12 protein-coding genes are annotated in these 13,456 nt (G+C 69.5%); 6 read left to right on the top strand and 6 right to left on the bottom strand.

The features are described 5' to 3' along the window. Positions 1–19 precede the first annotated feature (19 nt). Both ABZ642_RS14690 and ABZ642_RS14695 read right to left on the bottom strand, forming a co-directional pair. Positions 20–2,236, bottom strand: a complete 2,217-nt coding sequence (locus ABZ642_RS14690; RefSeq protein WP_360482612.1) for a WD40 repeat domain-containing protein — start codon at positions 2,234–2,236, stop codon at positions 20–22. Beyond that, the gene (locus tag ABZ642_RS14695; protein WP_360482615.1) at positions 2,233–4,197 is read right to left on the bottom strand and encodes a hypothetical protein; all 1,965 of its coding nucleotides are present in this window, start codon (positions 4,195–4,197) and stop codon (positions 2,233–2,235) included. Before ABZ642_RS14695 ends, ABZ642_RS14690 begins: the two co-directional genes overlap by 4 nt. A gap of 179 nt (positions 4,198–4,376) precedes the next feature. On the opposite strand from ABZ642_RS14695, the gene ABZ642_RS14700 reads away from it, so the two are divergent. The 6 genes from ABZ642_RS14700 (at position 4,377) to ABZ642_RS14725 (ending at position 10,055) form a co-directional block, all read left to right on the top strand. Next, positions 4,377–5,213, top strand: a complete 837-nt coding sequence (locus ABZ642_RS14700) for a hypothetical protein (protein ID WP_360482618.1) — start codon at positions 4,377–4,379, stop codon at positions 5,211–5,213. 84 nt (positions 5,214–5,297) lie between these two features. After that, positions 5,298–5,747 carry a hypothetical protein gene (locus tag ABZ642_RS14705; protein WP_360482621.1) on the top strand — a complete coding sequence of 150 codons (450 nt, stop codon included), beginning with the start codon at positions 5,298–5,300 and terminating at the stop codon, positions 5,745–5,747. A 120-nt stretch (positions 5,748–5,867) separates the two neighbouring features. Beyond that, a complete protein-coding gene (locus ABZ642_RS14710; RefSeq protein ID WP_360482624.1) occupies positions 5,868–6,449 on the top strand; it encodes an SMI1/KNR4 family protein in 582 nt (193 codons plus the stop codon). Positions 6,450–6,591: 142 nt separating this feature from the next. Next, a complete protein-coding gene (locus tag ABZ642_RS14715) occupies positions 6,592–6,972 on the top strand; it encodes an antibiotic biosynthesis monooxygenase (protein WP_360482627.1) in 381 nt (126 codons plus the stop codon). An 84-nt stretch (positions 6,973–7,056) separates the two neighbouring features. Beyond that, positions 7,057–7,593, top strand: coding sequence for a GNAT family N-acetyltransferase (locus ABZ642_RS14720; RefSeq protein WP_360482630.1), 537 nt, complete (start codon positions 7,057–7,059; stop codon positions 7,591–7,593). Between the two features lie 350 nt (positions 7,594–7,943). After that, positions 7,944–10,055 carry a HEAT repeat domain-containing protein gene (locus ABZ642_RS14725; protein WP_360482633.1) on the top strand — a complete coding sequence of 704 codons (2,112 nt, stop codon included), beginning with the start codon at positions 7,944–7,946 and terminating at the stop codon, positions 10,053–10,055. A 140-nt stretch (positions 10,056–10,195) separates the two neighbouring features. Here ABZ642_RS14725 and ABZ642_RS14730 read toward each other — a convergent pair whose 3' ends face one another. The 4 genes from ABZ642_RS14730 to ABZ642_RS14745 form a co-directional block, all read right to left on the bottom strand. Next, the gene (locus ABZ642_RS14730; RefSeq protein ID WP_360482636.1) at positions 10,196–11,107 is read right to left on the bottom strand and encodes a DJ-1/PfpI family protein; all 912 of its coding nucleotides are present in this window, start codon (positions 11,105–11,107) and stop codon (positions 10,196–10,198) included. A 10-nt stretch (positions 11,108–11,117) separates the two neighbouring features. Further along, positions 11,118–11,717 carry an isochorismatase family protein gene (locus tag ABZ642_RS14735; RefSeq protein WP_360482639.1) on the bottom strand — a complete coding sequence of 200 codons (600 nt, stop codon included), beginning with the start codon at positions 11,715–11,717 and terminating at the stop codon, positions 11,118–11,120. 409 nt (positions 11,718–12,126) lie between these two features. Continuing rightward, positions 12,127–12,576, bottom strand: coding sequence for a cyanase (gene cynS, locus ABZ642_RS14740; protein WP_360483436.1), 450 nt, complete (start codon positions 12,574–12,576; stop codon positions 12,127–12,129). 187 nt (positions 12,577–12,763) lie between these two features. Beyond that, positions 12,764–13,387 (bottom strand): DJ-1/PfpI family protein, encoded by a 624-nt coding sequence (locus ABZ642_RS14745; RefSeq protein WP_360482642.1) that lies wholly within the window; start codon positions 13,385–13,387, stop codon positions 12,764–12,766. Between the last annotated feature and the right edge of the window lie 69 nt (positions 13,388–13,456).

Here is a 13,456-nt window from a genome sequence, read left to right on the forward strand (position 1 = left end):
CGGTCGGCCGCCGCGACGTTCACCGGCGGGGCAGTGATCGGTGTTCGACGACTGCGACCTCCCAGCCCACCCCGACGACCAGCGAACCGTCGTCGCCGAAGGTGACGGCGTCCACGATGTCCGTGAACGTGTACATGTCTAGCTGCTCAGTGGCGGAAAGACTCCAGAGCCTGAGCGTCCTGTCCCACCCGGTGGTGGCGACCGTACCGTCCCTGAGCGCGACCGCCGACACCGTGGAGGTGTGTCCGGTGAAGACTCCGGCCTGGGTGCCCCACGCCAGGTCCCACAGCCTGGCCGTGTGATCGTGGCTGGTGGTCAGGCAGTGCGGCCGGCCGTCGACAGCGCAGACCACGAGACTGTTGACCGTGTCCTCGTGCCCCGCCATGACCTGCAGCGCTTCCCCGGTGGTGAGGTCGAAGGTGCGGATCGTACGGTCCCAGCCGCAGGTGACGAGACAGGTGGTACCGCCGATGCGGGTGACACCCAGACCGGAGACGGTCCCCCGGTGACAGGTGAGGGTGCGCAGCATGTGGCCCGTCCGCAGATCCCAGACGCGGCACGTTCCGCTGGTGTCCCCGGTGACCACGAAGGTCCCCTCGGGCCGCTGGTAGCTCGCCGCGCAGGTGACGGGTGTGTTCCCCTGCTGCAGAACCTGCGGTGCTGATCCGTCGAGCAGGTTCCACACCCTTGCTGTGCCGTCGTCACTGCAACTGATCGCGGACGGCCGCCCGTCGATGACCGCCGTGCTGACGGTACGAAGCCCGCCCCTGTGACCTGTGAGCTCGCCCCGCAGACCGCTCGACAGATCCCAGACACGCGCGGTTCCGTCCCAGGACGAGGAGACCACGCACGGACTTCCCTGGAGGTCCACGGCGGACAGCGTGGACACCTGATTCGAATGGCCCGCCCCCAACGGGGGCTCCAGCCCCGCGATCGCCAGGTCCCACACCTGGACGGTGGAAGCGCTGCAGGTGACGGCGTGCGACGTGCCATTGAGCTCGCACACGGCCACATCGGCGGAGACGGTACGCCCCGGCAGTCGCCGGACGGGCCGCAGCGTCCCCAGGTCCCAGACACGGACGGTTGAGTCCGCCGCCGTGGCCAGAAAACAGTGCGAGCCGTTGACACGACCCGTGGTTCCGTTCATGAAAGGCCGGTCGTGCTCGGTGAGCAGGCTCGGTCCGGTCTCCCGGCGCAGGTCCCAGATGCGGACGGTGCCATCGCTGGAGGTCGTGATCGCGCAGGGAACGCCATCCAGAGCGGATGCCGTGACCGAGGTGACGATGCCCGTGTGCCCCGCCATCGTCCGGGTGGCCCGGAGGCCGGCTGGATCCCAGAGCCGCACGGCGGCATCGTGGCCGGCGGACAGGACGTGTGCCCTGCCCTCGATCTCGACGACCGCCACACCGGACACCGCCCCCTGGTGTGCCGCCACCACAGTGCCCGCGCCGCGCTGGAAGAGATCCCGCCAACGTACGGTCCCGTCGGAATGCGCGGTGGCCAGAAGGGAACCGTGCAGGGCGAGCCGGTGCACCTTGGCGGGACCGTGGTCCTGGACGTCGACAGCCGTTCCGTCCAGCAGATCCCAGACGCGGACCGTTCCGTCGTCCCCACAGGTGACGGCGGCCGGCCGTCCCCGGAGCACGGTCGTCACGACCGTCCCGATCCACCCGGTGTGGCCGCGCAGCACGCGGACGACCGTGCCGCTGAGGAGGTCCCACAACCGTACGGTTCCGTCCTCGCTGCCCGTGACGGCGACCGGGCGGCCGTCCAGCAGGCAGGTGTCGACAGCCGATGCGTCGTTCTCGTGGCCGGTGAGGCTCAGGGACAGCGCGGGCGCCAACTGCCCGCCGGTCGCCCACCGGATGCGCCAGGGTGAGTGCTGTTCCAGGCCCCGCAGCAGCGCCTCGTCGCCGGCACGCGCCGCGTCGAAGGCGAGGATGTGCCGACGGATCCGTGGCGGGGCGTCCTTGTGCCGGTCGTAGGAGGACCGGTAGACGATTCCCGGCAGGCAGGAGCGGGCCTCGGCGGACCGGTAGATCTCCTGGGAGACCGAGGCCGGATCGGCATGTGTGAGAAAGTCCGCGTCGGCCAGCAGGTTGGTCAGCCGTCCCGCTTCGGCCGCGTACCGAGCCGCGTGCTCGAGCAGGTAGGGCGATTCGTTCTCCCAGCGCCCCGGCTGGTCGGCCGCCGGTTCCAGCTGTGTCCAGATGGCGAGTGACTGCTCGACCGTCAACGTTCGGCCTCCTCTGCGACGGAGTTCTCCGTGGTCAGCGGCTCACGGCGGAGTTCTTCGGCGAGACCCTCGTGGAAGACGCGATACAGCGTGGAGCCTTCCTCATCCAGCCCGCGGCGCAGATGGAAACCGACCGTGTCCAGGGCTTCGCGTACCTCGTCGGGTTCCGGCGGAACTCCGCCCGTGAACGCGGGGACCAGGGCTCGTACCGTCTCCTCCGGCATGCCCTGGCCCTTGGCATGGGCGACCGCCGACAGGACCGCTCCGGCCAGCGGGTGCCGCAGCCGCGCGACGAGGTCGTACTCGAGCAGCGTCCGCAGGTCAGAGGGCATCGCGGCGCCCACGCTCTCCGCTCGGCGCAGACCACGGACAGCCGGCTGTCCCAACAGGCTCCGTGCGTAGAGCCCCGCCGAGAGGAACTCCCCCCAGGGCAGCCCGGCGGCGACGGAATGCTCCGCGATGGACTTCGCCAGGGCGTCCCGGACCGGCCGCAGATCATCACGTCGATAGGCGGGTTCGGCCGACAGGACCGCGGCCACGAAGGCACTGACATCCGTGACGAGTTCGGCCGGCGCGGCCGTGTCGAGGTCGAGGATCTCGCCGTTGCCGCGGGCGTGCTCGAACAGGCGATCCGCCCCTGGCCACTGGCGCGTTCCGACCACGACGCGACACAGCGGGCGACCATCCTCCCGATGGGTCCTCACGAGGGGCAGGAGCACTGCGGCGATGACGTCCTCCGGGCGATCCGCCTCGTCCAGAGCGTCGAGGACCAAGGTCGCGGTGCCGTGCGGGAACCGTGCCCGGACCAGGTCGGTGAGGCTGTCTGCCCGGCCGCTCGCGGCATTCGTGGGCGGTGCCAGATTCCACTGACGGGTCAGGGAGTCCGTGATCTCCGCGACGCCGAGGTGCCGGGCATGGACCACCGCGAGGTCGTCCACCTCTGCAGGGATCTCGGGAACCTGCTCCCACAGTGCTGACACGGCACGTCGTAGACGCCCGTCGGCGGCACAGACGAGCACGCTGAGCAGTGCGGACTTCCCCGATCCGGGCCGGCCCGTCACGATGCCGAGCGACAACGCAGGCCGGCCGAGCCACTCTGCCAGGACACCGAGAGCAACTCGCCGGCCCTGGAACACCGGGCCTGCCGGAGAGTAGACGTTGCCGAGGAAATGCTCCAGCCCGTCCGGCAGCAGGGGGAGGACGGCCGGATCGATTTCCAGGCGTTCGAGCAGCCCCGAACCGGCGGCGTCGTGCCGCGGGTTGTGGAAGAAGACGAGATGACTGATGTCGTCACCCAGCCCGATGGCGGTGTACTCGAGCCGTTGGGGCGGGCCGTCCCCTCGAAGCCTGGACACTTCTGCCGCGATCTCCCGGCAGATACGTGGCGTCGGGATGTGCGCGACGCCCGGGTCCACCCGTAACTCGCCGGACGCGAAACGGTCGAGGACCGTCGAGAAGGCCTGGGTCAGCCTGCCGTCGTAGCAGGGCTTGTCCTCGCTGCACGCGGCGATGACCCAGGCATTGCGGTCCTCCGAGTACAACTCTCGCTGCCAGCGCTCCAGCAGCGGACCGCCCGCGTAACAGATGTCCAGGACGAACAGGACGAGCGGACGCTCCAGGGGGTCCGCCGCCTCGACCTGCTCGAGCCAGGACTCGACATGGGAAGTGCGTGCACCGTCGTTCGCGATGACATGAAGTTTCCGGGTGCGCGCGTCCTTGTCTCCGTGCGCGAGGACATGCACCACCGCGATCTTCCGCCCGGAGAGCACCGTGACGAGCCGGCTGTCGAACTCGGCCGACTCACCTACCGGTTCGTCATGCGCGGCGAGGTAACCGAAGGGTTTGAGGGAGTTCTGGAGATCGGCGGCGTACCGTTCCGCGTAGGTGAGCACCGGCCGGGTGAGTTCCTCCAGATCGGCCTCTTCGTCGAGGTCGGGCCCGGGACCGCGGAATCCGACCACGAAACTGACGCGGCCGGCGTTGCCGGACCACGTGGCCCTTTCGCCGTCCACAGCGCCTACCGGTGGTCGCTCGACACGATCTGCCGTCAATTCAGCCCCTCGCCCGCCGTCTTCACCTGAGCATAAGCTTGGCGAGGCGGTGCTTCCGTGCGGACTTCGCGAACTGGCCGGAGGTGTTCTTGGCGACCATCGTGGGCGTTCCAGGCGCCGGGCACTACCGTCCGGGCGCCGACCACGACCGGGACAACGCGGCCCGGACACGGCGTTGGGCGAAAAGCCTCGCCGACGGGCTCGGTCGTGATCCGGCCGACGTGGATCTGGTTCTCGCACCCTACGCACGCCACCTGCACACGGCCACGCCCCGGCAACACGGGTCCGGCGTCGACGAGTTGCCGGACGATGCCAGGTCGATGCTGATCGACCTCCTGGACGCCATGGCGCTGCCCGGAGCCACGGCACATGGACGACTGACCGTGCCGCTCAGACACGCGGTCGCCATGGCGGCCGACTCCCTGGGGCTGGACGGACGACTGACCGACCTGTTCGTCGCCGTCTTCTTCAGAGAACTGGCCACGTATCTGCAGCACCCGAACTCACCTCGACGGCTCGCCGCCCGTGGCGCGGTGGCCGAGGCCATCAGGGCGCACACCCCGGACGCGGTGATCGCGCACTCGCTGGGAACCGTGACCGTGTTCGAGGCGCTGCACGAGCATCCCGAACTCGAAGTCGGGTGCCTGATCACGCTGGGTTCCCCCCTGGCGCTGCAAGGTGCGGTCTTCCCCCGGCTCGTCCCGGGACCCGTGGACGACGTCATCGCCCGCCCACCGGGGGTCGCCCGCTGGGTCAACGTCTCCGACCCCGGCGATCTGGTCACCATCGCGCGCCCCTTCACCCGCTACTTCCCCGAAGTCGACGTGGACGTCGACGAATGCATCGGGCTCTTCGACTTCCACCACGCCGTCAACTACCTGCGATGTACGGCAGTCGCCGCCGAACTGAAGCCTTTGATCCTTTGATCGGAGAGTGACCGGTCCGGCCCGAGGGAAAGTGCCGGACTGAACCGATCGTCTGGTGCCGTCCGGACAAAGGAGTGTCCTCGCATGCACGAGACCGAGCGACGCCACAACGACGACGGGGAACCCGCTCCCCGCGTACCGGTTGTCCCGGATCAGCCGTCGGCCCTGCTGCGGAAGGAGATGAACCGGGAACTCGTACGGTGGCGCAGAGCCACCCTCAACTACGGTGTCAGCTACTACGTCTCACGCGCTTCTCTGATCATCGCCAGCGCGGTCGTCGCCGCGGACCAGAACCTGGCCGACGGAAAAGGCACATCCATCGTGCAATGGGTGCCCGTGCTGGCCCTTCTCGTCGCGATTCTCGCCGCTCTGGACACATGGCTGAAGCCGCAGCAGAAATGGCGCGGCTTCATGGAGTCCCGGGACAAACTGGCCAGCCTCATGATCCTCGCCGAGCACGGCCTGGGTCAGCCCGAGGTCCGGGCCCGCTTCGACGCCCTCAGAGCGGAGCACCGGGAGAAGAACATCTTCTGAGCGCCCCCTCTGGCGTCCACGGCCAGGGACCGATCCGCGGCCGACTCCCACGTTTGGTGCCCGACCCGGCGTTGGACTAGGTTCCCGGGCAGCAACGGACGACCGGGCGGGGCAGGGCACATGGCCAGGGTGGACGATCTTGTGCAGGTGTTCGGAACGCCGTCGGCACGTGAATCCTCTCCGGAGGACTGGGCTGAGGTCGAGGAATACGTCGGCTCAGCGCTGCCCCACGACTTCAAGGCGTTTCTGGACACCTATGGCACGGGCGTGATCTGCGGCGAACTGGTCGTCTTCCAGCCGCGAGGTTCCAGTCCGCTGATCACGAGGATGCGGAAGATCCACGAGTCGTTCGGCCGGTCGTGGAGACGTGAGCCGCACGAATATCCGTTCCGGTTCCATCCCGAGCCCGGCGGCCTCATCTCCTGGGGATACGACTACTCGGGCGATGAGCACTTCTTCTGGCCGTGCGCCCCGGAGCCGGACCACTGGAAGGTCGTCACCAACATCAACGGAGCCGACCCCGAGGTCTTCGACGGACCCTTCACCGACTTCGTTCTCTCCTTCGTCACGCGCCTGCGCGACGTGGATCCGCATCACGGGATCGATCCGGATGCCCTGGAGTTTCTTGAGCCGGAAGATCTGGACGAACTGGCAGCACGCGGCGAGATCGGTCCGGTCAACCCGAGCTTCGAGCCGTTCTGACCTGAAGCCCGTGCCGCTGACCGAGCGGTATCCGCCCTGTGACCGCACGCCACGACGGCTTCGGTAAAGAGCCCGATCCCTTATGTATCCCGTTCGGGAAAGACGCTGGCTCGTTGGGCGCGTCCCGCCCTACGGTGGCGTCATGAGCGATCATTCCGAAGCGCCTGTCACGCCCGTCGAGGCCTATGAACCCCCCTACTACGTGGCTGTCTTCACCTCGGTGCGAAGCCAGGACCAGAGCGGCTTCAGCGAGACCAACGCGCGCATGGAAGACCTGGTGAAGGGCGTCCCGGGGTTCCTGGGGATGGACCACGCACAGACTCCCGGCGGGCTGGGCATCACCGTCGGGTACTTCCGCGACGCCGACGCCCTCACCGAGTGGCGGACCAACGCCGAGCATCGCGCGGCGCAAAAGCGTGGGCAAGCCGAGTGGTACCAGAGCTACACGCTGCATGTGGCCAAAGTGGAGCGGAGCCACGGGTTCACGCGAGCGCAGACCCCGCAGAGCCCGACAGCAGGCTGACCAACCGAAGTCGCTGACTCGTCGACGAGTTGGCCCATGATCGGTCACTTGGCCGGTCCTCGGAGGAGAGATCATCATATGGGGATGCCTGAGAATCAATCCTCCGCAGCATCGGCTGCAGTGCGGCTCCCGCGGTACACGAAGACAGACCAGGACGAGATCCTCGGCGACGGCGATGATCCCTTCGGTGTTGCCGCGGCCGGTCTGACCTGGCTGCCCAAAAACGAACACTTCGGTATCAGACACGGCGACCGGCTTGTGGCACACGCCGGCCTCCTACGGCTGCCTGTTGCGATCGGCGACGTCGAGACAGAAGTAGTGGGCGTCGGTGGAGTGGCCGTGGCACCCGATCTACAGGGTCAGGGGTTGGCCCGGCGTGTGGTCACAGCGGCACTTGAGCACGCTCGCACGATGGGCCCTCAGCACGCGCTCCTGTTCTGCCGGCCTCCCCTTGTGCCGCTGTACCAGCGCCTCGGATGGCACCCCCTCGACAAGGAGGTCCTTGTCGAACAACCCGAAAACCGCCTGGTGACCATGCCGTTGCGGACCATGGTGACACCCCTGCGCGACAACGCGCACTGGCCTTCCGAGCCAGTGCGTCTCTTCTCCCTCCCGATGTGACGGACCCCTTCCGCGAGGGCCGTCCTCCACCCCGACCGACGACAGCACGAAGCGGCCCGCGCTGCCCACCAGCCACCGGAACCGTCACAGCAACTCCTCGCATCAACTCGTCTCGCGTCACCGACGCTCTGGTCCGCACGTGCCGGGCGCTCCGCGCCGAGGGGATCGCCGACCTGGGCGTGGAACACCCGGGCTGGGCCTGGCGTGTGGTGCGCCGCTGCCCGGCGGCGCGGATGGGACGCCCGGAACCGGTCGACCTCGCGCAGGCTCGCGGCGCGTGAGGCCTTGCCGCCCACGGTGGTGGACTTGCGACACCTCCGTTGTCAGTGCCGGCTGGCATGGTTCTGATCATGTTCGACGGACTTCATGACATCGACTGGGCGTCGATGGAGCATGCGTACGGCTCGGCCGAGGAGGTACCGGCGCTGCTGTGGGCGCTGCGTTCCCGCGACACCGAGGAACGCAGCAAGGCTCTCGACCGCTTCTACGGCGCGGTCCACCACCAGGGCGACGTGTACCCGTCCACGGCAGCCAGTCTGCCCTTCCTGTTCGAGCTGGCCGCCGACGGCGCCACGCCCGACCGGGCCGCCGTGGTCGCGTTGCTGGTCAGTATCGGTCGGGAGTCCCTTGAGCGGGGCTTCGAGGACGACGGCACCGAGATCGAGTACTGCCCGCCCACGGGCTGCGGGCAGGCCCTCGCCTTCCTGCGCGAGCGGGGCGCACGGTTCGCCGAACTCGTCCGTGACGTCGACCCGGATGTGCGTCTGGCCGCGATCCCCGGACTGGGGCTCTTCCTCGACGACGCCGACCGGGCCGCCGTGGTGCTGCGCGAGCGGCTGGCCGTCGAGCGCGGAATCGCGGCACGGCAGCGGATCGTGGCGGCGGCGGCCACCCTGGCACTGCGTATGCCGGCGGTCACCCAGCAGGTGATGGACTGGCTTGCCGACCTCGCTGCCGACCCGTCCCAGGATCCGGTGACCCGGTTCGCGACCGTTGTCCACCGGGCTCGCTGCGCCCCGGACGAGATCGGCGAGGACGTCGTGCCGGCCGCCGTCGGCCTGCTGCGCGAGAGCGCCCGCGCCCTGCCCGTACGGGGGATCGCACCGGTCCCGAGCCGCCCGGCCACACCCACGGACACCGTTGCGCCCCAGATCGTCGCCGCCTTCGAGGATCTCGACCGGCACACGCGCGTGTACGCACCGACCACTGCCCTGCTGCGTACGTTCCACGAGGTTCTGGGAGCCCGGGTGCCGGAGCGCACCGAGGTGCTGGCCGAGCAGCTGAGCAGCCCCGACCCCGGCGCGCGCCTGGACGCGGTCCGTATGGGCGGGGAACTCATGCGCACCTGGCGCGCCGACCACACGCGCCTCCTCCTGCTCGTCGCTGATCAGCTCACCACGGCCGACCAGGAGGTCGCCGCCGAGGCTGCGGCTGTCCTGGCGTCCTGTCACCCGATCGCCGCCCCGGCCCGGGAGCCACTCGCGGCGCACATCCACGCCCAACGCGCGGCGCACGGCCCGGGAGTATGGGCCTCGCCGCAGGCGCGGCTGCGCAGAAGCCACCAGGAGGCCGTCCGGGCCCTGGCGCGCCTCGGCGACGCACGTGCGTTGCCGAGTCTGCTGGCCGCGCTGGACAGCGACGTCGACGCGTGGCGCGCGGTTCAGGTCGCACGCTATCTGCCGCGGGCGGCCGACGAGTTGGTGCCCAGGCTCTGCGGCCACCTGCGCCGGATGGACCTCTCCCAGCAGCGGACCGAGATGAGCGCCAACGCGATCCTCTCCGCCCTGGCCACGCTGGGCGCCCCGACCGCCGTCGCCGTGGTTGCGGACACACTCGGCGCCGCAGTGCGCCTCCAGCAGCACCAGATCACGCGATCAGCCCTGAACGCACTGAGGGCGTTCGGACCGGCGGCGGCCGGCGCCCTGGACACGATTCGGCCGCTGACCACCGCCACCGACGCGCGCACACGGTTTGGCGCCGTCGCCGCACTGTGGGCCGTCGGCGGTGACCTGTCCGAGGTCATGCCGCTCCTGCTCGGCCTCCTCGACGACCGCAACGCCGACGCGGCCGATCTGCTCGGCGAGATGGGCCCGCCCGCCTCCGCCGCCCTGCCGCGCCTGCGCAACCTCCTGACGCACGACTACGAATGGGTCCGGGTGCCTTGCGCGGCCGCGCTCTGGGAGATCGGCGGCGCGGCCGAGACACCGGCCGTCCTGGACACCCTGCTGCGGGCCATGGCCCAAAACCCCGCGACGGCCAACCGCGTCGTGTCCTGCCTGGACCGCATGGGCTCCCGCGCCGCCCCGGCCCTGCCCCTGCTCCGCGAGCAACTGGCACTGCCCCGGCGCGGCGGCAGATTCCAGAGCATCGATCACGACGAGGAACTCCAGCGCATCAGCCGCAGGCTCATCGCCCGGCTCGATCCTCCAGCGCCGGGAGTCCCCACCCTGCGGACCGGCTGAGGCCGGACCGTCCGTTCGCCGGCGGCAAGGTGCCGCTGCGGCTTCGCGATCGAACGCCGCGCCGAGCCGGGTCCGGCGACGCTCGGCCGGCCCACCGCCAGGAGCGGTTTGTTCTCCGTTGTGGTGTGCGCTGCCGCTGGTCAGTGCTCGCGTGCTCGCAGGCGACGCAGCATGCGGGGGTCCTCGAAGCCGACCGCGCGGGCGGCGGCATCGACCGTGGCGCCGTGGGTGATGAGGTGCTCGGCCCGTTCGAGACGGAGGGTCTGCTGATAGCGCAGCGGGGTGAGGCCGCCGGTGGCGCGGGTGAAGAGGCGGGTGAGGGTACGTTCGCTCACTCCCACGGTCGCGGCCAGGGCGGACAGGGGCAGCGGTTGGTCGAAGCGGGCGTCGAGCAGGTCCTGGGCGTGGTGGACGGTGTCGTCGAGGTGGGATCGGTACCTGAGCATGGCGCTGGCCTGCGGGTCATGGCCGTTGCGCCGCGCGTAGACGACCATGTCCCGGGCCACCTGCGCGGCGAGGGCAGGGCCGTGCCGGGTGGCGATCAGGTGCAGGGCCAGGTCGATGCCACTGGCGATGCCGGCCGATGTGACCACCCGGTCGTCGGCGGTGTACAGAACATCGCGGACGACCGTCGTCCTGGGGTAGCGGCGTGCGAGCTCGTCCTGCACATCGTGGTGGGTGGTGCACCGGCGGCCGTCGAGCAGGCCGGCCCGGCCGAGCGCCTCGGCTCCGGCGCAGACGCTGGCAACGGTGCCGCCCCTGGCATGGTGGTCCCGGAGAGACCGCAGGGAGGCCGCGCCGATGGCAGGGCTGCCGGCCAGGGTGGGCGCCCGCCAGCCGGGCACCACGATCAAGTCCTCGGGGCCGAGGTCGGGCCAGTCGAGCCGGGCCGCCAAGGGCAGGCCCTGAGCGCTGGTGACCAGCGGCTGCTCGGCGATGTAGCTGAGCGTGTAGGGCTGCCCGAAGTCGGCGGCCGTGGAAAAGACCTGTGCCGGACCTGCCAGGTCCAGCAGATGGAGTCCGGGCACCAGGAGGAAGGCGATGTGGCTCACGATCCGGTCATCATGCCTGAGATCCGGCCGAAGCCTCCAGTTGACCGACGGTGGCGATGGTGGCGAAGCGTCCGGCAAGGGCGTACTCGGTGCGCCTGATGATCTCCTCGGCGCTCAGGGTGCGGGGGTCCGACAGCAGTTCGGCGACGCTCTGGTCGGCGGGAGCGTCACGGTGCGGGATGGGGTTGGTCGCGGTGGCGTCGATGACGAAGGTGACCCGGTAGCCGAAGTCGCTCGCGACGCGGGTGGTGGTCTCCACGCACTGCTCGGTTCGGATGCCGCAGACAGTGAGCTCGTGGATGCCGCGCTCGGTGAGGAGTTGTTGCAGGTTGGTGGTGGTGAACGCGTTGTGCGAGGTTTTGTGGATCAGTGGTTCCGTGTCCCGGCGCTCCAGCTCCTCCATCAGCCGGACATGGCCGAGGGCGGGGTCGAAGACATCGCCGCTGCCGGGCTCGGAATGCAGTACCCACACCACCAGGTCGCCGGCCTGGCGGGCGAGCCGGACCAGTCGGTCCACCTGGTCGGCGATCTTCGGGTTGGAGATGGTCTCCCACAGCGGGCGGGCACGGAAGGATTCCTGGACGTCGATGACGATCAGCGCTCGTGTCATACCCCCAAGCCTGACCGTCGGGCCTCAGTGGCGACAGGCCTCATCGGGTCCGGGTGCGGACCGATCCGGTCACCGCGGGAGCAGTGACCACTCGCGCGTACTAGCCACCGCGTCGTCTACGTCGTCGCTGTCAGCCGCATCTCGCCGCCGTGGTGGATAACGCACCGTTCACGAAGGGGACATGAAGCATGTCGCGGGCCTCTGCGGCGTCCTTCCACACGCGCGGACAACACCTGGTCCCGCTCGCCGAGGCGTGAGACAGCGGGGGAGTCCGCCTGGACGGCACAGGAGCGCGAGGCGTACGCCGACGACCTGGACGCCCCGCGCGCTGATCGCGGCGTCCGCCGCTTCCAACCGTTGCCACGGCCCTGTGGCCCTGTCATCCGATGGGTGGCCACGCTGGAAGGCCTCAGTCGCTGGGCCAGTCGTAGGGCAGAAACTTCCCGTCGAGGGTGATCACGACATGCTCGGCCCCATTGTGGACCGCGCGCCCGATGTCGAGCTTGAAGTTGATCGCGCTCATGATCCCGTCGCCGAACTGCTCGTGGATCAGCTCTTTCAAGGCCGGCCCATAGACCTGCAGCGCTTCATAGAGGCGGTAGATCGTCGGATCGGTCGGCACCGCGGTGGGAAGGCCGCCGCGATACGGAACGGCGGCGAGCACCGGCACGGCTTCCGCGGGCAGCTCGAGCAACTCGGCGACCCGACGTGCGCTGTCCGGGGGGAGTGGGTGTTGCCCGAGCAATGCCGCGGTGGTCCACACCAGCGGCCTGCCGATTGCGTCAGCCAGCTGCTGCCACGTGAACCCCTTGGCCAGTCTGCTGGAGACGATCGCAGCCGTTACCTCCTCGCGGTTCATGCCCGGTCGGTGGTCGCTCGGCGCCGGTTGCGCACCGCCGTACGCCGCGTCTTTTCCAGTGTCTTTCCCCGCGTCGTCCATTGCTTCGGGACCTCCCTGTCCAAGGGGCCGGTGGGTGTTCGGGCCGCGAACGACCGGCCAGGCTGCCGAGAGAGCTTTCCGGCCGGTCACCGCTTACGACCGGAGTTCAGGCGAGCGTCGGCGCGGGAGCAGGCAGGTAGGGGTTGATGTTGCCCCAGGCGCGTTCCATGTATTCCTCCTTCTCGCCCACCGGGGCGACATAGTGCAGCGCGCCGTCGGCGGCCTCCTTGCCCGCGAGGCGGGCGATGATCCAGGCGGCGAGGTAGTGCGAGGCCAGGCAGCCGCCGGCGGTGGCGATGTTGTCCCTGGCGTAGAAGGGCTGGTTGAGTACCTCGACGCCGGCGGCGACGACCCAGGGCTTGGTGACCAGGTCGGTGCAGGCGGGGATGTCGTCGAGCAGGCCGAGCCTGGCCAGCACGAGCGCGCCGGAGCACTGCGCCGCGACGAGCTGGCGCGAGGGGTCCAGGTCACGCAGGACGTTCATGATCGCCGGGTCCTCGACGACCTCGCGGGTGGCGATGCCACTGCCGACGATGACGGCGTCAGCGGCGCACGCCTCCTCAAGAGTGGACATCTGCTCGATGACCACCCCGTTCATCGACGTCACCTTGGGGCTGGGGGTGGCGATGGTGACGCGCCAGTCGTCGCTCTTGACGCGGTTGAGGACACCGAGCGCGATCAGGGAGTCGAGCTCGTTGTAGCCCTCGAAGGTGAGGATGGCGATGTGCACGGCGGTTGTCCCTTCCGGTGAGTGGGTCCTGACGGTAGGGAGCCGCGAACAGGACAGTCAAAGAATTGT

The sequence above is a fragment of the Streptomyces sp. NPDC007157 genome (genome assembly GCF_040634235.1).
Taxonomy (GTDB): Bacteria; Actinomycetota; Actinomycetes; order Streptomycetales; family Streptomycetaceae; genus Streptomyces.

What these genes read in the sequence shown, in the direction of transcription:
- ABZ642_RS14725 (WP_360482633.1), top strand. Translation starts at nt 7,944, where the DNA reads ATGTTCGACGGACTTCATGACATCGACTGGGCGTCGATGGAGCATGCG.
- ABZ642_RS14720 (WP_360482630.1), top strand. Translation starts at nt 7,057, where the DNA reads ATGCCTGAGAATCAATCCTCCGCAGCATCGGCTGCAGTGCGGCTCCCG.
- ABZ642_RS14705 (WP_360482621.1), top strand. Translation starts at nt 5,298, where the DNA reads ATGCACGAGACCGAGCGACGCCACAACGACGACGGGGAACCCGCTCCC.
- ABZ642_RS14735 (WP_360482639.1), bottom strand. Translation starts at nt 11,717, where the DNA reads ATGACACGAGCGCTGATCGTCATCGACGTCCAGGAATCCTTCCGTGCC.
- ABZ642_RS14715 (WP_360482627.1), top strand. Translation starts at nt 6,592, where the DNA reads ATGAGCGATCATTCCGAAGCGCCTGTCACGCCCGTCGAGGCCTATGAA.
- ABZ642_RS14710 (WP_360482624.1), top strand. Translation starts at nt 5,868, where the DNA reads ATGGCCAGGGTGGACGATCTTGTGCAGGTGTTCGGAACGCCGTCGGCA.
- cynS (WP_360483436.1), bottom strand. Translation starts at nt 12,576, where the DNA reads ATGAACCGCGAGGAGGTAACGGCTGCGATCGTCTCCAGCAGACTGGCC.